The organism is Mariprofundus sp. EBB-1 (genome assembly GCF_003665155.1).
Classification (GTDB): Bacteria; Pseudomonadota; Zetaproteobacteria; order Mariprofundales; family Mariprofundaceae; genus Mariprofundus.
The window spans coordinates 1-23,169 of sequence record NZ_RCFQ01000039.1 but is presented as its reverse complement, the minus strand read 5'-3'; the positions used below and the strand labels follow the sequence as shown (position 1 = coordinate 23,169).

Sequence of the window (23,169 nt, the reverse complement as noted above, 5' to 3'; positions counted from 1 at the left end):
TGCAGTTAAGCCAATATCAATATTGTCCGTAACTGTAGAACCTGCATCGGTATAGACTGAACCCAGCGCCACTGATACTGGCGTGATGCCAAGCAGCGAAATGATTGGAGGAGTGCTATCGGTAATCGTCACGGTTCTTGTCTGTTGTACCGCAGCATTACCGGCGACATCAGAAATATTGTAATTGAGCGTGAATAGCGTGCCGACCGCAGCAGCACTATTTACCGGTCCTCCAGTCACCACAACATTCAACGTCATATTTCCATCGATATTGTCTGTCGCGCTATAGCCCGGTTCAGTAAATGTGGTGCCCTGAGGTATGGTTATATTGCCACCGGTCAGGGTAATGACAGGTGGTGTACTATCGGTAATCGTCACAGTTCTTATCTGCTGAACTGCCGCATTTCCGGCGACATCGCTTACGTTGTAGTAGAGTGTGAATATCGAACCGATTGCAGCAGCTGTATTTATAGCCTGACCCGATCGAGCAACGTTGACTGTGATGTTGCCATCGAAATTATCAATCGCAGTGAAACCGGGTTCTACAAACGTACCACCCTGCGGCACAGTAATATTGCCACCAAGCAGGCTAATTACCGGTGCGGTGCCATCAGTAATGGTTACGGTTCTGGTTTTCTGAACTGCAGCGTTACCTGCTACGTCACTGACATTGTAGTTGAGCGTAAACAGTGTGCCGATAGCCGCTGCCGTTGAAACAGGGCCACCAGTCGTGATCACGCTGCCAGTGATATTGCCATCTACATTGTCAATCGCTGAATAACCGGGATCGGTGAACGTACCTTTCTGTACCACCGACATATTGCCCCCGATAAGGGTAATGACAGGAGGCGTGTTATCAATGATTGTGACAGTACGTGTTTTCTGTACAGCTATATTTCCTGCGGCATCCGACACATTGTAGTTCAAGGTGAATACCGTTGCAGCAACCGCAGTACTTACCGGTCCACCGGTGATGACAACCTTGGCTGAGATATTGCCATCTACGTTATCGGCTGCGGAATAACCAGGTTCAACGAATAGGCTACCAACTGGCAAGTTTAAATTGCCACCAACCAGCGTAATGACAGGCACCGCGCCATCTGTAATCGTCACGGTTCTCGATTTCTGAATCGCCACATTACCAGCGGCATCCGACACATTGTATTTCAGGGTGAATATGGTGCCAACGGCAGCGGCTGTGTTCACCGGGCCACCGGTAACCACTATATTGCCTGAAATATTGCCATCCAGATTATCGTTGGCAGTCGCACCCGGATCGGTAAAAACACCACCCTGAATCACCGACATATTTCCACCGATCAGGGTGGTGACTGGCGGTGTAGAATCGGTAATTGTGACCGTTCTCGTTTGTGGTGAAGCCACCAGTCCGTTTGCATCTGTTACATTGTAGGTCAGTGTGAATACTGTGCCGATTTTAGCGTTTGTATTCACCGGGCCGCCGGTTACCAGCACACTGGCAGTGATGTTTGTTGCCGCATTATCAGCAGCAGCATAGCCCGGATCGATGAACGTACCACCTTGAGCGATACGCATATTACCTCCGGTCAGCGTAATCACAGGCGCTGTAGCATTGATAATAGTGACCGTTCTGCTCTGCTGAACTGCCGCGTTACCAGCCGCATCGGATACATTGTAGTTCAGCGTGAATACCGTGCCGATAGCAGCGGCTGTAATCACCGGTCCGCCGCTAACAACAATATTGGCGGTGATATTACCATCCACATTATCACTGGCAGTAGCACCCGGATCGGTAAACGTGCCATTCTGGAGCACCGACATATTGCCGCCAAGCAGGGTGATAGCTGGCGGCGTACCATCAATAATCGTGACTGTTCTCGACTGCTGAAGGGCCGGGTTAGCGGCTGCATCGGAGACATTGTAGTTCAGTGTGAATACTCTGCCGATAGCAGCGTTTGTATTCACAGGCCCACCGGTCACCACGATATTGGCTGTGATATTACCATCCAGATCATCTGATGCAGATGCACCGGGGTCGGTAAACAGGCTGCCCTGCGTTACATTCAGATTGCCAGCGATAAGCGAAATCACCGGAGCAGTGATATCCACTGTTTTGAGTGGATCGGTTGGATACGCATCCAATATTAGAACAGATGCTGTAATCTGCTGTGGGCTTACATTGATATTCCAGCTATCAGGAAACCCGTCGCCATCGGTATCCTGGGAGGCGGCAGGATCTGTCGGGAAGGCATCGCCATTATCACCAATACCATCTCCATCGGTATCAAGCCATTCATTCGGATTGTTCGGGAAGGCATCGCTATTATCACCCACACCATCGCCATCACTGTCTGCCCACTCACGCGAATTGGCAGGGAAAATATCCAGAGTCAGTAGCGAATTTGCAATCTGTTGCGCTGTCGCATTCGCATTCCAGCTGCCCGGATGTCCATCTCTATCATTATCAAGGGATGCTGCCGGATCGTTCACAAAAGCATCGCTATTATCACCGACACCATCGCCATCGGCATCCGCCCATTCAAGCGGATCGGCAGGGAAAATATCCAGAGCCAGTAGTGAGGTGCTAATTTGTCCGGCTGTTGCTAGCGGGTTCCAGCTGTCGGGATAGCCATCGCTATCGCTATCAAGGTATGCCTCGAAATCACTGGCAAAGCCGTCAACATTGTTTTTAACCCCGTCATTATCACTATCCATCAGTGGCAGTAGTTGCTGCATCTGGGGACTATCCGGCCCTAGTATTGGATCTACAGGGTCAATAGACATCGCATCTATACCCCACCATAAACCACTGGCCCAATAGGTCCAACCAATACCCTGAGCCGTTAGATAATTATGAAGTGGTGAAAGTAAATTGGTCCAGGCTGTATCTACACCGGCTCCGGCAGGCACACCAAACTCACCGATGTAACCACGGTAATTATTACGTTTGACCCAACCGACAAACGTGTAGAGACGTTCGGCAATGACATCCTGATAGCTGCGTGTGCCATGCGCACTCTGGTAGGTCTGGAGATATTTGTTGCCATTAATACCAAAATACTTACCCGAAGAGTCTGCATCAAAATACTGATGTGCCTCATAAATCAAATTATTGTTCGGATCAGTAATGGTCAGGTTTGTGTTAAAGTTGGCCCATTCAATAGCCGTGCTCCAGTTGTCACCCTCCACAATGATGGCATGGGTTGTATCTACCACTCGGATTGCATTGACGGCTGCTTGTGCCATTGCCGGCCATGTGCCGCCAGTAGCGTTTGGCTCATTCATTAAATCATAGCCGAACACGCCAGTATTCGCAGCGTAACGCGTTGCAATTCGGCTCCAGAAATCGGCCAGCGTAGCCGCTGGTGCCAGTACAGCAGAATGTTTCCCGTAGTTATGCAGATCAATAATCACTTTCATTTTGCGAGCGCTTGCCAGAGCAATTACCGTATCCAGCAAGGCCACTTCTGTTGCATTCAATGGTTGCAGCGCGAGCGGTTGCAAGCGCTCCCACAGTACTGGCAGGCGAATATAGGTGAATCCTTTTCTTCTGTAATAATCGAACTCTGCTGCATCCGGATAGACGTAGTCGACACCATGCACGCCAGGCAGCGTGGTTGGAGCAAACTCTGCACCAGAAAGGTTTACACCGAATGGCGTAGGCTGAGCAATAGTTGCCTGTGCCGGGTCGGCCGGAAACTGATCGAGCTGCAGAGAGGATGCTCCAATCTGCATTAAAGAGGCGATTGTGGACCAGAAGTCGGGAGCGCCATCAGCGTCACTGTCCAGGTTGGCGGCAGGGTCTGTAGGAAAAGCATCCGATATATCAGCTACGCCATCCCAGTCCTGATCACCTCCGGAAACAGTTCTGATTTTGTTGTTGAGTTTGTCCGCAATAGCCAATGCAAAGCTTGCATTTACAGCAACGTCCTGAGGAAAGTTAACCTGTGCCAGTGCTGCTGCACCGGCATCACCGGTCCACCCGGCAATGCCGGTCCCCATGACAGTAAGGATTACATCGTTAATATCGATCATGCGAATGCGGTGATTGGTGCCATCTGCAAAATAGATGCGTCCGTTGCTGTCTACATCAATACCATCAGGGTCATTGAGTTGTGCCAGCGATGCATCGCCACCATCACCCCAGAAGCCCGCTACGCCAGTACCTGCAAGTGTAATAATCAGGCCATTCGAGACCTTCCGAATACGATTATTCAACGTGTCGGAAATATAAATCTCACCCGCATTGCCGACAGCCACACCTTTAGGAGCATTCAGCTGCGCAAGCTGAGCGCTGCCATTGTCGCCGAAAAAACCCTGTATGCCATCGCCGGCAACTGTTGTGATAATGCTGCTAATTGCATCGACTTTGCGTACGCGGTGATCAAGAGTGTCGGCAATAAAGATGTTTCCGAGAGCATCCACTTCAACGTCGTTGGGTGTGTTTAAGGCCGCCGCAGCAGCCAAGCCATGGTCACCACTAGCCAGTGTGGGTACACCAATAGAAGCACTACCTGCCACTGTCGTTATGATATTGCTCAGCAGATTAATTTTTCTAATACGGTGGTTGAGCGAATCAGCGATATATAGGTTGCCAGCAGTATCCACAGAGATTCCGAGTGGCGTATTCAGTAGAGCTGCCTTAGCCGAACCACCATCGCCAGCGAAGCCTGCTACGCCTGTTCCAGCAATCACTGTGGGTACATTACTGGCATCAATTTTTACGATTTGGTGATGAAATGTATCGGAGGCATACGTGTTACCAGCACCGTCAAAAGCAACGCCAGACGGATTGATTACAGTGTTATTGATGGTTGCTGCTATTCCAGCATTTGCCTGATGTGCAAAGCTAAACTGTAGCGCAAACAAAAATATGAGCGCAGCCATACGCAACATCATCCCATGGTTAATCGTTTGCAAATTCAATCGTTTCAAAAAGAAGGCCCCATCATGATTTAACTTGTCTCCGTTAAAAATAATCGGCACACTATTATGAATAATTAAATGTTAGTCAATGTCACTAGCTATTCTAAATAGGCGTGGAAATATCATGTTGGTATGTAATTAGTAGCGTAAGCGAAGGTGTTTGATGGTTGGCGAAAATTGCGAAGTGTTCAGATGCGCGAAGGGTTATCGCTCGTAAAGAAACTCCGGACCCATTTCGATAATGAATTCTACTCTGCGATTTTTTGCGCGACCTTCAGCCGTTGCATTCGATGCCAATGGCATCGTGTCGGCGAAACCTGTTGCATGCAGTCTGTTCTGGGCAATGCCGAGATTGATCAGTGCCTCTACCACGGTCGCGGCGCGGGCGCTGGAGAGTTCCCAGTTAGATTTAAAGCGCCCCCTTGTTAACGGGATATCATCCGTGTGTCCTGCAACTTCAATTTTACCGCGATAATTACCCAGTACCTTGGCGATATTTTTCAGCATGAGCCTGGAGTTTTTATTCAATTCGGTATCGGCGGCATTAAACAGCATATTGGCATGCATTTGCAAACGTACCTGTCCGGGCGAGAGTTTATAGTCCATGACCCCACCAAGTGAGTTGCTACCTAAAATGCGCTGTACATTGTCTTCCATGCCTTTTTTCTGACCCTGGCGCTGTACAGTGGCATTGTCTGATACCGGTGCACCTTCTGCGGCTGTTTTTTGTGGGGAAGAGGGGGCTTGCATTTTTACGCCGGCTTTAGAATGGCTAATGGCACCCATAATAATAAATAGTGCCAACAATAGGGTCATCAGATCCAGATAGGCTACCATCCAGCCATCTTGGGTGACTGATAGGGAGCTGTGGCCTTCTTCGTGTGATTCGCTATCAGGGTCAGCCAGAATATGACTGCGAATACTCTCCATGCTGCTCTTGCTGGATGCAGATGCGTTATTATTGCTTGATGAGCTCATTAGAAATCTTCATCCAGATCGCGTTGCCTTTTAGTGGTTTTTTTCGCTGTGGGTTGGAGTTCATCGTTGAATGAACTGTTCGCGCCGCGCAGTTCATCATCATGCTGAGCGGAAAATGATTTAAGCGTCTCACGAATGAATACCGGGCTTCGGTTACCAGCCAATAGAATAGTACCTTCAACAATCATACGCATAATCATGGCGCGTTTTTCAGTGCGGCGTTCTATTTTAATGGCAATGGGTTTGAAAATAAGGTTGGAAAGTACTAAGCCATATAATGTAGTCATGAGTGCTACAGCCATATTATGGCCAACATTGAGCAGATCAGGGCCACCCATGCCATAGAGCATATTGACCATGCCAACGAGGGTTCCGAACATGCCAAAGGCAGGTGCATAGACACTCATGGTGTGAAAAACATGTGCTTCAGCGCGTTCTTGTTCACGTAAACGCTTAATGCGCCATTGCAAAATATTGACGATTTCATCAGGTGGTGTGTTATCAATGACCAATTGAATGGACGTTTTCAAAAATGGATTGGCAATGCGTTCAAGTTGATCTTCAATACGCGCCAAATCACCATGGCGGCGCAATCGGGCGGCATGGGCTATTTCGGTAATATCATCCTGGATTGAATATTCATTGTTGCGAAACACATAACCCACGACACGCCATACTTTCGCTAACTCTCCAGTTGGAAAACTGACAAGTGTGGCTGCTAGCGTGCCGCCAATCACAATGAGTAGGCCGGGCAGGTTAATATATACACCGGGTTCAACGGCGGAAAGAAAGATTGATACAACAATAAGGCCCAAGCCAGCCATAATGCCTGCAATAGTAGATAGATCCATCCTGGTCTCCTGAGCATGTGTTACAATTTTGTCGATACGAGATAAATATCATATCGATAAGAATAAGTAGCAATTTTGCGGCCAACATCTGAGCCCCGGGGGTACAATACGTTGACGCTTTTAGCGATGTTGGCAGACAATATGCTATATCATGTAAGTTATTCAGGTCATTCATGTTTTGGCGTAACTGGTTATTGATACTGCACTTTAAATCGGATGAGAAAGGGGGATTAGAATGTCATTGCGTATGCTCTGGAGTTTACTGACTATTTTTTTGGTTGCGATAGTCGCTGTAGTGATGATGGTCAGCATCTCGCATATTGAAAAGAAAGCATGGCATGAGAGTGAAGATCAACAGGCTAAGTTATTAATTTCACTCCTATCCGATGAATTAAAGATGCCTATGGTGGCTGTATCAAATCCTGAAGTGGATAATTTGATTAAGATGTTTATGCAACAAACTTCAGGAGCGTCAGTTTTTTTACGCTGGGCAAATGGTACAACAGAAAAATTTGGCGAGCGTATTGTTCCTCAAGAAGTTGAAGCGTTGTCCGCTTTGACTGGTGAAGCGATGCAAATTAAAGGACTGGATAAATGGTATGCCATTGGAGTGCAGTATAATGCAACCCATCTTGGTACCATTGCAGTCTTTTTTCCGGGTGAATCGTGGCGCCAAAGTGATCTGCAGATTAAGCTGAATTTAACTATTGTTGCAGCCATTATTGCATTGTTAGCATCCTTATTGGTGTACGGTATGAGTGGACGTGTAGTCAATCAATTGAGATTTTTGGCAATGGCATCCAAGCGTGTGGGTAGCGGTGACTTTTCGGTGCAGATTCCAGTCTATTCTTCTAATGAATTTGGTAAGTCGTTTCATCAGTTTAATAAAATGGTCTCCAGTCTTGAGCATAGAGAGAAGGTCTTTGATTTGTATGGGCATTATCAACGTCCGAATCTGGTGGCTGATGAATATGACAGGAACACACGGCATGAAAGTTATGTAGAGCGCAATGTTACTGTATTGGCACTTGAGATGCATAATTTCGATGATTATATCAAAGCATGTAATCATCAACATTTGATGTCTGATTTGAATCGTGTGTTTGCTCTATTTCAGCAGATTGTGCAGGCATTCGGTGGACACGTAGATCAGATTGTTGGAGACCGCCTGATTGCAGTATTTAATCACCCCTTTGATTTGAAGTCACATGAGAATCAAGCTGCCAAAGCTGGCTTGGCACTCATTGAAGCGAATATGCGCTTGAATCAGAGCCAGGCTGATGCCAACAAGATGTTGTTTACAGTTGCCTTGGCTATTGGAGAAGTGATTGTAGGGCACCTTGGTGTGGGGCGTAGAAAAGAGTTTACCATTGTTGGTACACCTGTGGCTTTGGCACAGCAATTGTCTCAACTATCAAATCTTCAGGGCTTATCGGAAGATTCTCCATCCGTTGTCGCGCAATATGGAACGATGTTATCTCTGGGGCATGGTTTTAAACAAAAGGATTTGGGTAAGCAGAATCTATCTGATGGAACCGCTGTACGTTGTATTCGTATCTTGGCGGGTGAAGCCTATGTGAGTCAGGAAATCGATGAGGTTGTGGATAAAGCGTTGAAACGTTCTGAACCTGAAGAAATTTATGAAGATGAAGGCTGGTGATAGGGCAATCGCATTATAACGCCATGTGTTTACTGTTATTATTCAGCATATTTCACCGGCCGCGCCTGCGCATCCATGCGCCTGCGGCATTTGTGCATCCTGCACGTCACAGCGTTCCCCCAAGGTGAACCTCTTACGCAAGCGTTGTCTCCTTGTCACAGAGAAACCGGCACAATGATTAGAGTAACATAACCTAACCGGGGCGTAGGATATGCGGATTGCATCTGTTTTTGTCTTTACTTTGCGTCAAGGTGACAGCGCTCGCGCAAGAGAAAGCACCCTGGGGTGAACTCTGCTTCCTCTGCGGTGAATGCCTTTAGCCGTTGCTGTAATCAGTCACCGGTACAGATACGATCAATCAACTCTTTCGTGGTTGGAATAAAACCATTGGCATAAAACGGATCGTCTGCAAATCGATAGGCGGCATGGCCGGCAAACATCAGATTATTGTCCGGGTCATCCCCATGCCCAATATCTTGTAAGGTTTTCTGAATGCAGAAGCTGCGAGGGTCGGCTTTATGGCCGGTCGTGCCCTGTTCGTTGGCAGCCCAGTTACTGAACTTACACATGGAGAGGCAACCCATGCAGTCAAGTTGATCCTGACGAATTTCCTTGGCTTTATCCGGTGAGACAAAAATCAATGTGGAGTCGGGGCTTTGTAAGGGTTTGTTAAATCCTTCGGCTATGAATGCATTGGCACGTTTGAGGTCGCTCTTCGTCAGGTACACTTTTTTATTGCGTACACCAAATGTAAATAGTTCTGAATGATCACCAGCCGGGTGATCTACAAAAGCTGTTTCCCGATCTGAGCGTTCATACAGCTCATGCAGAAATGAATTATAGACGGCAGATGAATAGAAACCTGTAGGTGAAAAGCGGTTTAGACTGATGTCACCCTCTTTCAATGTGAGTAGTCGCTTTTTCCACAGATCAGATATTTGGCTCTCTTGCGTGAGTAGTGGGCGTGTACCGAATTGGAAGGTGATAGGGCCGATTTCAGGATTATTCAACCAGTTTGACCATTCACGTAAAAACCAGACACCACCAGCCATTATGATAGGGGTATTCTGCAGGCCAAAGTCATTCATGGTTTTGCGTAAAGCAGCCACGCGCGGGTATGGATCTTCCGGCACGTTTGGACTTTCTGAGTTGGACAGGCCGTTGTGTCCTCCGGCTAACCATGGGTCTTCATAAACAACACCACCCAGTAGTTCAGGTTGTTTGCGATATGAGCGCAACCAGAGAGCTCTAAATGCGCGTGCAGAGGATATGATTGGGTAGTAGTGCACATTGTGTTTGGCAGCCAGTGTCGCCAGTTTAAATGGCATGCCTGCGCCGCAAGTGATGCCATGAATCATGCCTTTTGCACCTTCCATGACCCCTTCGAGTACACGCTCGGCACCACCCATTTCCCACAATACATTCATGTGCAAGCGGCCTTCACCGCCAGATATTTCATGGGCGATTCTGGCTTGTTTAATGCCACCATCGATGCCTTGTTGGACCAGCTCTTCAAAGCGCTCTTTGCGGCTGCGGCCTTTATAAACAGTGCGGATAATGTCACCATTTTCATCGGTATTATCAGCATTTACTGCTGAAAAGGTACCGATGCCACCAGCAGCAGCCCATGCCCCTGAGCTTTCACCGGTAGAGACTGCGACACCTTTGCCGCCTTCTATTAACGGTAATACTTCTTTTCCTGAAATCATCATGGGTTGAAGTTCAAATGACATGAATACTATTCCTTAGTTCCCTAGGTTTATGAGAGAGGGGGTTATTATCCTGCTTATGATTTGGAGAATCTATCAAATACGTCTGCCAGTGGCAAAGCTGATGGTTGGCGGTGTAGTCTCCGCACATGAGAAATTTGAATTGTTACGCTGTAGTAGTGCCGGGTCTTGAAGGTCTGGCGGCAGATGAATTGCATGAATTGGCTGCACATGATGTGGTGATGGGTGATGGTGGTATCGCATTTACCACCAGTATGGATGGTCTGTTTCGCATCAATTTGCGCAGTCGTTGTATTACCCGTGTATTGCTTCGCTTGTCGAGTTCCAAGGCTCTGACCTTTCCTGAGCTTTATCATCAGGTCAGAAAAATAGGCTGGCAACATTATCTTGGTGAGGGTGTCAGCGTCGATGTCAAAGCCAGCTGTCATCGTTCTAAACTATTGCATTCTGGTCGTGCCGAGCAGGCTGTGTTGGATGGCATTACCGCTTCGGACAATGTGCGGGTGAATGCGTCTGGAGAAATAGTGCAGCAAGTGATGCTGCGAATAGACGATAATATATGCACGGTAAGTATCGATACATCGGGTGAACGCCTTGATCGACGTGGTTATCGTAAATTCTCGGGCTTAGCTCCAGTACGTGAAACGATCGCTGCATCTATCTTGCGTTGGATGCAGTGGACACCTGACGAGCCATTGATTGCGCCCATGTGTGGTTCAGGCACGTTTGCCATTGAAGCAGCTCTAATTGCCGGCAAGAAAGCGTCAGGCCTGCAACATGAATTTCCGTTTGTTCGCTGGCCAAATTTGAAACAGAAGCGCTGGCAGCGAGCGCTGCAGAAAGCTGAATCGATGCATTCGGATGCCAGACCACAAATTTTCGCATCCGATTTAGCGGCAGGAGTGCTCGATCAAGCACGTGAAAATGCCACGCTTGCAGGTGTGTTTGATCATATAGTGTTTGCACAACTCGACGCTCGTCAACTCACTGTGCCCGAAGGTGTGGAAGAGCCTGGTTTGATCGTTTGTAATCCACCTTATGGTGATCGGGTGAAGGGCAATGTGGCATTATTGTATCGTCAGCTGGGTAAACAATTTAAACAGCATTTCCCCGGTTGGAAGATGGCTGTGATGGTGCCGGATCAGGATTGTGAAAAAGCACTGGGTCTGCCTGTGAAAAAACGTTTGAAAATCAAACACGGCGGAAAATGGCTCAATGTGTTGTCGGTGTAATAATTATTGAAGTCATGCATTTCATTCTTCGAATGGCTGATTTTAGCTGTCGGTAGTATTTTAGAATTAATGGATCTGGTTCTTTGGCTAAAGAAGAGATGCAGACATTCTTTATTAGTGGTTTAGGCCAGTCTAAAGAAATGGATGCAGCTCAAATATGTGGTGGTGCTGATAAAGTTGCAAAGGTTGAAGCACAGCAATCTGCCATGAATATTGTGCTTGGAATACTAACTGCTGGTATTTATACACCAAGGGATGCACGCGTTTATTGCAGTAAATAAGCTTAGCTTTTCATGGAGCCATGTTTATTCCGTTGATCTAGGAGTCTGTCGGACTTAGGGGGATCGTAGCGAGAAGGTGGGGAAACGAGTCAAAAACAGCATGATTTTCAGGCGCATAGTGGTAACTATGCAACGATAAATCAGGATGTTTTGGGCCGTAATCCCTGCCGCGCAGTAGATTTCTCATAAGTCCGACAGACTCCCAGGGCCCTTTTTATTGGGGCCCTATTTTTTTAGGAATAAAACATAGGCTGGATTGTTTGTCTCTTCTACATGGGGGTATGCGAGTGCTTCAAGATAAGCTTCAAATTCTGAACGCTCTTCAGGTGGAACTTCAAAGCCGGCTAGAACACGTCCAAAGGCCGCAGCGTGATTGCGGTAATGAAACAGTGAAATATTCCAACGGGCGGCTGCTCTGTTCAGGAATTCCAGCAAAGCTCCCGGGCGTTCAGGAAATTCAAAGCGGTATAATACTTCGTTTTCCACGAGATCAGTGCGGCCGCCAACCAAATGCCTGATGTGCAGTTTGGCCAGCTCGTTATCGTGCAGATTCAGTGTTGGTAGTCCGGCCACTTTCATGGCTGCTTCCAGAGCCAGCGCTTCATCATTATCAGTGATGCTGATGCCTGCAAACACATGTGCTTCGTTGCGTGAAGACATGCGATAATTGAATTCGGTAATGTTTCTGTCACCAATGATGCTGCAAAAATCAAGAAAAGACCCGGGTCGTTCGGGAATGGTGACGGCAAACAGTGTTTCTCTGCCTTCACCCATTTCGGTACGTTCAGCAACATGACGCATACGATCAAAATTCATGTTGGCACCGCTATTAATGGCGGCAAGCAATTGACCACGGGCACCAGTCTGTTTTACATATTTTTTTAGTGCCGCCACCCCAAGTGCTCCGGCCGGCTCAACAATGGAGCGGTTATCTTCGTAAATGTCTTTGATGGCAGCGCAGATTTCATCGGTATCCACAAGTATGATCTCATCAACATATTGCTGAACCATTTTGAATGTATGTTCGCCCACCGTTTTTACAGCTACACCATCGGCGAAAATACCTACCTGTTCCAGCGTGATGCGCTTTCCGGCTTTAATCGAATCATGCATGGCTGCTGAATCAACAGGTTCTACACCTATGATTTTTGTATGTGGTGAATTGGCTTTGAGGTACACCGCTATACCTGCAATCAGGCCACCGCCACCGATGGGTACAAATACGGCATTCAGGTCACCCGGATACTGCCGCATCATCTCTTCAGCAATGGTGCCCTGGCCAGCAATAACCTGTGGATCATCATAAGGATGTACAAAGACCATGCCGTTTTTCTCGCATAGCTCCAGCGCATACGCACTGGCATCAGAATAACTGTCGCCAGACAAAATAACATTGCCGCCCAGGCGTTTGACAGCCTTGACTTTGATTTCTGGCGTGGTGTTAGGCATCACGATGGTGGCATCAATACCAAGTTTGTTGGCTGAGAGTGCTACGCCCTGAGCATGGTTGCCAGCAGATGCACAGATAACACCCCGAGCGCGTTCATCGTCGCTTAACTGGGCTATTTTGTTGTAGGCTCCGCGCAGTTTAAAGGAGAAGACAGGTTGTAGATCTTCACGTTTAAACAACACCTCATTATGCAGACGGCCGGACAACTTTGGTGCCAGCTCTAACGGTGTTTCAATGGCTACGTCATAGACGCGTGCTTGTTCGATAGCCTCAAGGTATAAATCGCTCATGGGCGGCTTGCTACCACGAATGAAGAAAGGATTCGATATTGAAGATTGTTTCGGTTGATCAGATGGATAGAGGACTGGCGTATGCCGAGTCCTGTTTTGAAACTTTTCGCGTGATTGATGGCGTTGTATTTGATTGGGCGGGGCATTGGCAACGCATGATGATGGGGCTGCTTGCGTTTGGTGTATCCTTTTCAGAAGAAAAGAGTGAACAGATTCGTATTGCTTGCCTTGTTGAAGCTGAAAAAACAGGTGTTGATAGTCTGGTGCGCTTGACAGTCACTGCAGGCGAGGCGGGTTGGGGCTTATTAAGTAAGGCCGTAGAGCCGCTAGTATATATTCAATCGATACGATACTGCTCTGATCACTCCCCGATTAGATTGAGACTGAAAAACTGGCCATTTCCATTGAAAGAGAAATACGCCAAGTGCAGTGCGGATTACGCTGAAACATCTCGCCTTCTGCATGGTGAGAAGGATGTACACCTGTTGTTTGAACAGCATGGCATGTTAATGGCCGCAGCAACTGCAAACATATTGCTGTTTAGAGATGGTGTGTGGCATACGCCGGTAGCAGGGCTAGGTGTGTTAGCAGGCAGAGTGCGTGATTTTTTTATCCGTAAAGGATTAGTGAATGAAAAATCATGCCCACTATCGTGGCTGGATGACTGTGAGGCTGCTGTGGTGTGTAATAGCGGCATGTTTATTAAACCTGTAGCAGATGTTGCCGGCATTCAACGGCAATACCCAATGCGCACAGAGCATGCTGCGATTGTATTGTTGAGAGAAACCTTGCGTCAGGAAGAGGGTGTGCAAATATGAGTATAATATTACTGCGTTTATTGGCAGTAGCGGTGTTCATAATACTGGCCGGGATAGGTTGGATATATCAGCAATGGGCAGAACCGTATGCGCCTTTAAAGCCGGTGGAAGTCGCTATACCGCAAGGTGCCTCGACGATAAAAATCGCACGTTTGTTAGAGCAGCAACATGTTGTTTCATCACGGCATTTATTTCGCTTGTTGGTGCGTCTTGAGGGTGTAGGGAATCATCTCAGTAGCGGTCTGTATCGTTTTGAAAAACCAGCGACTATGGCTACAGTGATTGACCGTTTGCAACGTGGTGATGTAATGCATTTTCAGGTCACCGTACCGGAAGGCTTGAGAACGGATGAAGTCATTACACTGTTGGCAAAAAAGACGAATACAGATCTGAATGATTGGCTTGCTGTGTTGAACAAGCTGCTGCCGGGTCAGTCAGAAGGGCGTCTGTTGCCTGAGACATATCAATATAATAAACCGTTGAATATCACGAAGATATTAATATCGATGATAGATGCGCAGAATAAGGTTGTAGCTGAACTCTCCAGCGATGCAGATAAACAACAACGATTACGCATTATGGCCTCAATTGTTGAAAAAGAGACCCGTATTGAAAAAGAGCGTCCATTGGTGGCTGCTGTGATCCGCAATCGATTGAAAAAAGGGATGCCATTGCAGATGGATCCGACGGTGATTTATGGCATTTGGAAAACGACAGGTTCTTTTTCAGGCAATATTCGTAGAAAAGATTTAATGACGAATACACCGTGGAATAGCTATACCAATCGTGGTTTACCACCTACGCCAATCGGGAATCCCGGAGCTGCATCATTGCGTGCAGCAGCTACACCCGCTGACGTTGATTATTTGTTCTTTGTGGCTGACGGTACAGGCGGCCACCAGTTTGCCACTAGCTTCGCCGATCATCAGACTAATGTTAAACGCTGGGTTAATATTGAGAGGAAAAACAATCGTGCGAATCCATGAGCAAACGCTCATTGTGGAAATCATGATGCCTGCCCGGCAACAAAATCGTTTTCAGGGCTTGTTATTGGGTGAAGATGGGTTGGCTGTCGTGCGGTGTTTAGATCCTGAAAAAAAGAAACTGCAATTGTGGACAAGTGCCGTGCAGAAAGAAGTGCTCTATCACTGGTTGGATGAGCTGCCCGATAGCTTGCAAGTCCAAATTCTGGATGAGTGGGTTTGGGACGATGTAAGGAGAGCTCTTTGATCGATTCAGAAGGGGCTGATTACTGCATTCTGTAAGAGATCAGCGCTTTTTGAACCGTTGATTGCGTAATGAGCCTAAAACGACACAGGCTCCGGAAGATTCCAGAGCCTGTGTTTGCGTTATCATTTAAACCTCTATCGTGAGCTTGGTGCGTTAACCGTGTTGAATAAACATACCACGATTGATGTCGCCAATACTAACCATGCCACATAATTTACCATCATCGACTACTGGCAGACGGCGCAGGTTTTTCAGGCCCATAAAGGATGCTGCTTTTAAGACAGGCATATCTGAGGGAACTGACATCGGATTTGGTGTCATTACTTCATTAACCTTCATACACATGACGCGCTTATAGTTGTCTTCCATTTCTTCAAAATCACGCGCTGTTTTGGCATCGTGCATATATTCACCAAAGTTAGGATAAAGCGGCAACATGGTGTCGCGAATAGTGATGATACCAATCAATGTGCTTTCGTCATCATTGTCGACTACCGGTAAAGAGCCGCAACGACGCATTACCATTTTTTGTGCGGCATCGTGCAGGGTGTCGCCTGCTTTGCAGTTGATGCTGCCATGTGACATTACTTCTGAAACTTTCATGAATCCTCCCGAAACTTGAATCGGCGGATGAAGCGGCCGAATTGGAGGCGTACTTTAGCATGGAAAGATGCGCTTGTGCAGATGCTTTGTAATTGGACGTAGGGAAGCGCATGAAATATATACTGTGTTTTACTATATTATTGTTCAGCACTTTCGCCGCGAAGTTACCCCAGAGCATCTTTTCTCTCGCAAACTCGATTCACCTTGGCGCAGAGTTCATCACAGGGTGACTTCTCTTGCGCAAGCGTTGTCACCTTGACGCAAAGTAAGTCAAAGAGGAGCTTTGTAAAAGTAGATGGTTATAGTAAGGCTTAGACAGGTTGATTCCCAATGCATTAAAATATAAGGGGTTACTCTGCGAAACTTTGCGTACTCTGCGGTAAATGCTCTTAATGTTTTAATGCGATGGATTAGAGTTGGTTGACACTTCTTGTTGACGCGGTATGGTTCCGCGCCTCACTAAAGGCGCAGCACAAGCTGTAAGGAGTTAACAACGTGGCAAATCATGCATCAGCACTCAAACGTGCTCGTCAGGATCAGAAAAAACGTCTGCAGAATCGTACCCAGAAAGGTGCTATGCGTACTGCAATTAAGAAAGTTTTGACCGCTGTAGAGGCTGGTGATAAAGAGACAGCATCTACTGCATTGCGTCAGGCAACATCATTGCTTGATCGCGCTGGTCGCAAAAATCAGCTTCATGCAAGCACTGCATCGCGTAGTGTTTCACGCTTGAATGCTAAAGTGAAAGCTATCGCCTGATCGATTGATCGTTTGAATTTCAAAGCCCGTTGAACCGTTGGTTCAGCGGGCTTTTTTTGTGAGCTTTAATGTCTTTTGTATTGTGATTTCAGCATATTTCACCGGCCGCGCCTGCGCATCCATGCGCCTGCGGCATTCGGGCGTCCTGCCCATCACAGATTTACCCCCCCCCCCCCCCTTGGGGTGAACTCTGCGTCCTCTGCGGTAAATGCTTTTGAATATCTTAATGCGATTGACTTACTGTGTTAACCTGAATAGCTGCATGGTGTTTTTTTTCGTGTTGTACAATTAAGGTTTCATTCATCTTGCAGAATTATTATGCTGCGACTGCATACGGTACCATTGAGCAAGCATGGAGAGTTTTTTGCCTGAGAATATCCGCGAAATACCTTACAATTATACATCCTATTCTGATCGTGAGATCGTTATTCGTTTTTTGGGCGAGGCAGCCTGGGATGATCTCAATGTGTTGCGTACGCAACGCCGCACAGGCCGTTCGGCCCGCATGCTATTTGAAATCCTTGGTGATTTATGGATGGTTGAACGCAATATTTTCCTGCGCAATGACCTGCTGGATAATAAAAAAAGATTACAGGTAATGCATCGCCGCCATCATGATCGTCTTACCCGTATTGAAACGGGTGCTGCGGATAATCCGCGCGCACTTAAGGTGGCGGCTTGCACCAGCCGCATGCTGGAAAATTTCTATCAATGGTTTGAGGCTGAGCCTGCCAAGCGCAAAAAAACGCGTAAGGCCTTTGCCAAATATACACATGCCAATAATGTCCATTTTGATGCATATACGCTGACGCATCATGCTACCGATGCCACCGATTGGCGCCACCATGCGCCATTCTGTGTGGTTACGCCTGATTCGGCTGACGAACTGCCGGGTCTTATTCGCGCTATCTCAGCGTTGAAGCTGGTGGTTATTCCACGTGGCGGCGGTACAGGCTTATGTGGTGGTTCGGTCCCTCTATCTGATAATGCGGTTATGATTAATGTTGAAAAGCTTGATGCGATTGGTGCTGTTGAGCCATGCGATATAGGTAACCTGGGTGAAGTTGCAACGATAACGGCTGGTGCCGGAGCAGTGACGGGCAAGGTGATGGAAGCTTCGATGCCGCATGTGTTTGCTACGGACCCGACCAGTCTTTGGGCCTGTACTATTGGTGGAAATGTTGCTTCCAATGCTGGTGGTAAACACGCTGTGATTTGGGGCACCTGTGTGGATAACCTGCTAAGCTGGAAGATGGTTACCCCCGATGGAAACTGGTTAACTGTAACGCGCATCAACCATAATATGGGTAAAGTCCATAATGAGCAGGAAGTGCGTTTTTCATTGCTTAAGACGGATGCAGTCTCTGGTGCAGAAATCAGTAATGAAGTCTTGACGATTGAAGGCTCGGTGTTCCGTAAAGAGGGGCTGGGTAAGGATGTGACGCGCAAAGCGATGGGTGGATTGCCCGGTGTGCAAAAAGAGGGTACGGACGGTTTTATTGTCGAAGCGACCTTTGTGCTACATCGCGCCTTTGACGTGACGCGTACGGTCTGTTGTGAATTTTTTGGTCAAGTATTGGATGATGCTACCAAAGCGATGGTAGGTATTAAACATCATGTAGATGCTATAGAGGGTGCCCACCTTGAAGGTTTGGAACATTTTGATGAGAAGTATGTAAAAGCGATTGAATACATCTCCAAATCAACGCGTCGTGAAGTGCCCCGTGTCGTGTTATTGATTGATGTGTCTGGTGATGATGAGGCTACTGTGGCAAAAGCATGTGCTGATATTTGTCATATCACGTCACGCGGTAATGGTGAAGGCTTTGTAGCGAGCAATGCTGCGGATCGTAAGCGTTTTTGGGGTGATCGTGGCCGTATGGCAGCGATTGCTAAACATACCCGAGCATTCAAATTGAATGAAGATGTGGTGATCCCATTGGATCGCTTGTCGGAATACAATGATTATGTAGAACATCTGAATATTGAAAACTCCATTCTTAATAAAAAAGAAGCGATTGAAGCTATTGATACTTATTTGGATAAAGCCAGAGGGCGTATCAGTGGAAACCGTCTGGATGTACAAGGTCTATCGCTAGATGATGATGCTTATTTGAGTGATAAGCTCAATAATTGTAAGCAGTTGCTTGAAGAAACAAGAGACCGTTGGTGTGCTTTGCTGAAAGGCTTGGATGAACCGGCCAAGAACGTTTCTGCCTATTTGTTGGATGTGAAATATAAGCGCTCGGAAAATCTATTTCGGGTGATTCAACGGGCATCTCTGCGTATCTCCTATCGGGACGAGGTGGAGACGCCGATATGTGATATGCTGCGTGGTCATGACTCTTTGATTGAGGGGGTTAAAAAAGCGCATAAAACGGCTCTATCCAGTCGAATCGTTGTGGCAACACATATGCATGCCGGCGATGGCAATGTGCATACCAATATTCCCGTCAACTCCAATGATTATAACATGATGAAAAAAGCCCATCGTGTGGTGGAAAAGGTGATGGCCAAGGCTGTTGAGCTGGGAGGCGTGATCTCCGGTGAGCACGGTATCGGTATTACCAAGCTGGAGTATATGGAGCCTGCCATCCTGCAGGAGTCGGCAGCATATCTTAAACGTGTTGATCCGGAGCATCTGTTCAATCGCGGCAAATTGATGCCGGATACTGATTTACAGCTGAGTTACACACCCAGCTTCAAGTTGCTGGAAATGGAATCGATGATTCTGGAGGCGGCAGATCTCTCCGAGTTGTCTGAAGCGATCTCTCCATGTCTGCGTTGTGGTAAGTGTAAACCGGTGTGTAATACCCATTTCCCGCGTGCCAATATGCTCTATAGTCCGCGCAACAAGATTCAAGCCACAGGCGCGATGATTGAGGCGCTGTTGTACGAATCACAGACTGGTTCCGGTATCTCTTTTGAACAGTTCGATGGTTTGGAAGATATCGCCGATCACTGCACTATTTGTCATAAATGTGAATCGCCATGTCCTGTGAATATTGATTTTGGTGAAGTGACTGAAAGCATGCGTGCGCTGCTTAAAAATAAGGGTAAAACGAGCTTTAATCCGGGTGCCAGGTTATCTATGCTGTTTCTGGTATTGCAAAACCCGAATGCAGTGCGTTTTATGCGTGAAACTGTGATTCGATGGGGTTATGCAGGGCATCGTCTGCTCAATAAGATTGGTCGTTTGACCGGTATCGTGCAAAAACAGCCTGCTGCCAGTCGTAATCTGGACGGTGTGCAGGCACAGATGATCAATTTCATCGAACGCCCATTGCCATCCTTACCGATTGGAACGGCGCGTCAGACACTGGGTATTGAATCACGTGATAAAAACATGATTCCGGTGTTGCGTGATCCTAATAAGTCTAATAGTCGGGCAGTATTCTATTTTCCGGGTTGCGGTTCTGAGCGTCTATTCTCACAAGTTGGATTGGCGACACAGGCGATGTTGTTTGATTTGGGTGTGAATGTGGTCTTGCCCCCATCGTATGTTTGCTGTGGTTATCCTTCCACCGCAGGTGGAGATAAAAAGAAAGGTGATGAAATCACTTATGATAATCGGGTGCTGTTTCATCGCATTAAAAACGCACTGTCATATCTTGATTTTGAAGCAGTGATTGTCTCCTGTGGCACATGTTATGATCAGCTCACCCGTTATGAGCTTGAGCAGGTGTTCCCGGGCGCACCATTGATTGATATTCATGAGTATCTGATGGAGCAGGGCGTGAAGACAGAAAATGTGGCCGGTGTGGAGTATATGTACCATGTACCGTGTCATTCGCCATTGAAACGGCATGGCTCTCATGCCGCTATTGAATCGCTGTTGGGTTCAGATTCTGTGAAAACAGAAGAGTGTTGTGGTGAAGCGGGTACACTGGCTGTAGCACACCCTGCTATCGCCGGTAAAATCCGTATGCGCAAGGAAGAACAGATTGAAAAGGCCAAAGCGCAACTGCCGGGAAAAGCCGAACAGAAGGTGCTGACCTCATGCCCATCATGTCTGCAAGGTTTGTCCCGTCTGGAAGGGGATACTGAAGTTGATGCTGATTATATCGTCGTTGAACTGGCCAAGAACCTGCATGGTGAAGATTGGCAGAAACAGTTTGTGCAGAAAATTAAAAATGGTGGTATTGAGCGGATATTAATGTAATGCGTATATTTTCTAAACGAGGGCGTGGTTGATGCAGGGCACTCTTAAGTGAAAGTCTTACGCTTTTTGTTGTCTCTCTGTCTGCTATCGCTGGTTGCTTGTGCCAGTGGCCCGCCGAAAAATCTCAATGATGCGTGCTCCATGCTGCAGGAGAAAGATGGCTGGTATGAAGCTGCCAATGATTCATTTAAAAAATGGGGGGTGCCGGTGCATGTACAGCTGGCCATTATCCATCAGGAATCCAGATTCCGTTCCGAGGCGTTAGCGCCGGATGATACTCTGTTTGGTTTTATTCCCTGGGGGCAGACAAGTTCTGCTTATGGTTATGCTCAAGTGCTTGATGGCACTTGGGATTGGTACAAAAAATCAACCGGAAACTGGGGCGCAGACCGTGATGATTTCGATGATGCCACCGACTTTATCGGTTGGTACGGTAATTATTCGCACAAGACGATTGGTATCTCTAAGTGGGATGCCTACAATCAATATTTAGCTTATCACGAAGGTCATGGTGGTTGGAAACGCAAAACATTCAACAAAAAGCCATGGCTTATCAAAGTGGCTAACAAGGTGAAACGCCGAGCCTCCCGATATGCGGCTCAAATTAAACGCTGTAAAGATGATCTGGATGATGGTGGTTGGTTCTGGTGATGGCGGGAGAAAGTGTTTGTAGTTGGCTTGAAGTGTAGCTTATACCCCACAAAACTTGAGTTATCATCTTAGTGTTCATTCATATGTTCTCTAGTTAAATGAAATAAGCCGTCTATAGTGCAGATTAGTGAAATTGTCTGAAATGTATTGATGTGCTCTTGAGGAGGCCTTTGTGAAGCTTGCTATCGCTGGTGTAGGTTATGTTGGAATTTCTAATGCTATTTTGCTTGCTCAAAATAATGAAGTAGTGGCAATTGACATCGTACCTGAAAAGGTTGAAATGCTGAATCGCAAGATTTCACCCATTGAAGATGATGATGTTATAGATTACTTGCAGAATAGAGCACTCAATTTCAGAGCAACGCTAGATAAGCATGAAGCATACGCTGATGCTGATTTCGTGATCATTGCGACCCCTACGGATTATGACCCAGTAACGAACCATTTTAATACGCGATCGATTGAATCAGTGATTGAAGATGTGTTGAGTGTTAATCCACAGGCAGTGATGATTATTAAATCGACGGTTCCTGTGGGGTACACGAAAAAAATTAGTGCTCATTATCAATGTGAAAATATTATGTTCTCTCCTGAATTCTTGCGAGAGGGAAAATCACTTTATGATAATTTGCACCCGTCACGAATAGTGGTCGGAGAGCGTTCTGAACGTGCTGAAGTTTTTGCGGAACTGCTTCATCAAGGGGCGATAAAACAACATATTGAGATACTGCTCACTGATTCTACTGAAGCTGAAGCAATAAAGCTGTTCTCCAATACCTTCCTGGCTATGCGGGTGGCATATTTTAATGAGCTTGATACCTATGCTGCTACACATGGTTTGAATTCCAAACAAATTATAGAGGGTGTGTGTAAGGACCCTCGTATCGGAGACCATTACAACAATCCTTCATTTGGTTATGGTGGTTATTGCTTACCTAAAGATACGAAACAGCTGTTGGCGAATTATAGTGATGTGCCTCAAAACATTATTCAGGCCATTGTGGAATCGAATACCACGCGCAAAGATTTTATAGCGAGCAGTATCGTGAAGTTAAATCCAAAAGTGGTTGGTATTCATCGTTTGGTGATGAAAAGTGGTTCGGATAATTTCCGGTCTTCTAGTATTCAGGGAATCATGAAGCGTATCAAAGCCAAAGGGGTTGAAGTGATTGTTTATGAGCCTGCATTTAAAGAAGCAGAATTCTTTCACTCCCGCGTGCTAACCGACTTTGCTCAGTTTAAAAAAGAAGCTGATGTGATTGTGGCGAATCGCATTACTGATGATATTCAGGATGTTGCGTATAAAGTTTATAGTCGTGATCTGTTTGGAAACGATTGAGCAATTTCGTTTCTAGTTAAATGAAACAAATCGTCTATACTGCCGGTCAGGGACGTGGATAAAAAGCCGCTGAAATATTATCGATAAAGTGTAATGGCCGTTGTATTGCGGCTATTTTTATATGTGAGGTTTGAATGAAGGGCATAGTTCTTGCAGGTGGCTCAGGCACCAGGTTGCACCCGTTAACACTTTCAGTCAGTAAACAGTTAATGCCCGCATATGACAAATTG

16 protein-coding genes and 1 pseudogene are annotated in these 23,169 nt (G+C 46.7%); 11 read left to right on the top strand and 6 right to left on the bottom strand.

What is annotated here, in order from left to right; all coding sequences use genetic code 11:
* The 3 genes from D8Y20_RS12440 to D8Y20_RS12430 form a co-directional block, all read right to left on the bottom strand.
* Window positions 1–4,914: immunoglobulin-like domain-containing protein (locus tag D8Y20_RS12440; protein ID WP_147434086.1), on the bottom strand; the 4,914-nt coding region annotated here is incomplete at its 3' end.
* Window positions 4,915–5,109: 195 nt separating this feature from the next.
* On the bottom strand, window positions 5,110–5,883 hold the full coding sequence (locus tag D8Y20_RS12435; RefSeq protein ID WP_121544033.1) for a flagellar motor protein MotB: 774 nt from the start codon (window positions 5,881–5,883) through the stop codon (window positions 5,110–5,112).
* A complete protein-coding gene (locus D8Y20_RS12430; protein ID WP_121544032.1) occupies window positions 5,883–6,734 on the bottom strand; it encodes a motility protein A in 852 nt (283 codons plus the stop codon). Before D8Y20_RS12430 ends, D8Y20_RS12435 begins: the two co-directional genes overlap by 1 nt.
* Before the next feature lie 235 nt (window positions 6,735–6,969).
* Between D8Y20_RS12430 and D8Y20_RS12425 the strand changes: the two genes are divergently transcribed.
* Window positions 6,970–8,394 carry an adenylate/guanylate cyclase domain-containing protein gene (locus tag D8Y20_RS12425; protein WP_236075438.1) on the top strand — a complete coding sequence of 475 codons (1,425 nt, stop codon included), beginning with the start codon at window positions 6,970–6,972 and terminating at the stop codon, window positions 8,392–8,394.
* Window positions 8,395–8,726: 332 nt separating this feature from the next.
* Here D8Y20_RS12425 and D8Y20_RS12420 read toward each other — a convergent pair whose 3' ends face one another.
* Window positions 8,727–10,127 (bottom strand): nitronate monooxygenase family protein, encoded by a 1,401-nt coding sequence (locus tag D8Y20_RS12420; protein ID WP_121544031.1) that lies wholly within the window; start codon window positions 10,125–10,127, stop codon window positions 8,727–8,729.
* Between the two features lie 125 nt (window positions 10,128–10,252).
* On the opposite strand from D8Y20_RS12420, the gene D8Y20_RS12415 reads away from it, so the two are divergent.
* Complete coding sequence (locus D8Y20_RS12415) at window positions 10,253–11,356, top strand: class I SAM-dependent RNA methyltransferase (RefSeq protein WP_121544030.1); 1,104 nt, start codon at window positions 10,253–10,255, stop codon at window positions 11,354–11,356.
* 92 nt (window positions 11,357–11,448) lie between these two features.
* Window positions 11,449–11,637 (top strand): annotated as a pseudogene (locus D8Y20_RS12410) (Bor family protein); the annotation flags it as partial.
* 225 nt (window positions 11,638–11,862) lie between these two features.
* On the opposite strand, the gene ilvA reads toward D8Y20_RS12410, so the two are convergent.
* Complete coding sequence (gene ilvA / locus D8Y20_RS12405) at window positions 11,863–13,377, bottom strand: threonine ammonia-lyase, biosynthetic (RefSeq protein ID WP_121544029.1); 1,515 nt, start codon at window positions 13,375–13,377, stop codon at window positions 11,863–11,865.
* A 38-nt stretch (window positions 13,378–13,415) separates the two neighbouring features.
* On the opposite strand from ilvA, the gene D8Y20_RS12400 reads away from it, so the two are divergent.
* Genes D8Y20_RS12400 through D8Y20_RS12390 form a run of 3 tightly spaced genes read left to right on the top strand, consistent with a single transcriptional unit; the run spans window position 13,416 to window position 15,425 of the window.
* Window positions 13,416–14,195, top strand: a complete 780-nt coding sequence (locus D8Y20_RS12400; protein WP_121544028.1) for an aminotransferase class IV — start codon at window positions 13,416–13,418, stop codon at window positions 14,193–14,195.
* Window positions 14,192–15,181 carry an endolytic transglycosylase MltG gene (gene mltG, locus D8Y20_RS12395; RefSeq protein WP_121544027.1) on the top strand — a complete coding sequence of 330 codons (990 nt, stop codon included), beginning with the start codon at window positions 14,192–14,194 and terminating at the stop codon, window positions 15,179–15,181. The genes D8Y20_RS12400 and mltG overlap by 4 nt, the downstream gene beginning before the upstream one ends.
* Window positions 15,168–15,425 (top strand): DUF4911 domain-containing protein, encoded by a 258-nt coding sequence (locus D8Y20_RS12390; protein ID WP_121544026.1) that lies wholly within the window; start codon window positions 15,168–15,170, stop codon window positions 15,423–15,425. Before mltG ends, D8Y20_RS12390 begins: the two co-directional genes overlap by 14 nt.
* Window positions 15,426–15,578: 153 nt before the next feature.
* Here D8Y20_RS12390 and D8Y20_RS12385 read toward each other — a convergent pair whose 3' ends face one another.
* Entirely contained in the window at window positions 15,579–16,028 is a 450-nt protein-coding gene (locus tag D8Y20_RS12385) for a cyclic nucleotide-binding/CBS domain-containing protein (RefSeq protein ID WP_121544025.1), read from the bottom strand.
* 495 nt (window positions 16,029–16,523) lie between these two features.
* Here D8Y20_RS12385 and rpsT point away from each other — a divergent pair, with 495 nt between their 5' ends.
* From rpsT to D8Y20_RS12360, 5 genes are all read left to right on the top strand, one after another.
* Window positions 16,524–16,787, top strand: a complete 264-nt coding sequence (gene rpsT, locus D8Y20_RS12380) for a 30S ribosomal protein S20 (protein ID WP_121544024.1) — start codon at window positions 16,524–16,526, stop codon at window positions 16,785–16,787.
* Between the two features lie 364 nt (window positions 16,788–17,151).
* Window positions 17,152–20,949, top strand: coding sequence for a DUF3683 domain-containing protein (locus tag D8Y20_RS12375; RefSeq protein WP_121544036.1), 3,798 nt, complete (start codon window positions 17,152–17,154; stop codon window positions 20,947–20,949).
* Between the two features lie 48 nt (window positions 20,950–20,997).
* The gene (locus D8Y20_RS12370; RefSeq protein WP_236075437.1) at window positions 20,998–21,600 is read left to right on the top strand and encodes a transglycosylase SLT domain-containing protein; all 603 of its coding nucleotides are present in this window, start codon (window positions 20,998–21,000) and stop codon (window positions 21,598–21,600) included.
* Between the two features lie 172 nt (window positions 21,601–21,772).
* Window positions 21,773–22,939, top strand: coding sequence for a nucleotide sugar dehydrogenase (locus tag D8Y20_RS12365; protein ID WP_121544023.1), 1,167 nt, complete (start codon window positions 21,773–21,775; stop codon window positions 22,937–22,939).
* A gap of 134 nt (window positions 22,940–23,073) precedes the next feature.
* Window positions 23,074–23,169: sugar phosphate nucleotidyltransferase (locus tag D8Y20_RS12360; RefSeq protein ID WP_255418425.1), on the top strand; the 96-nt coding region annotated here is incomplete at its 3' end.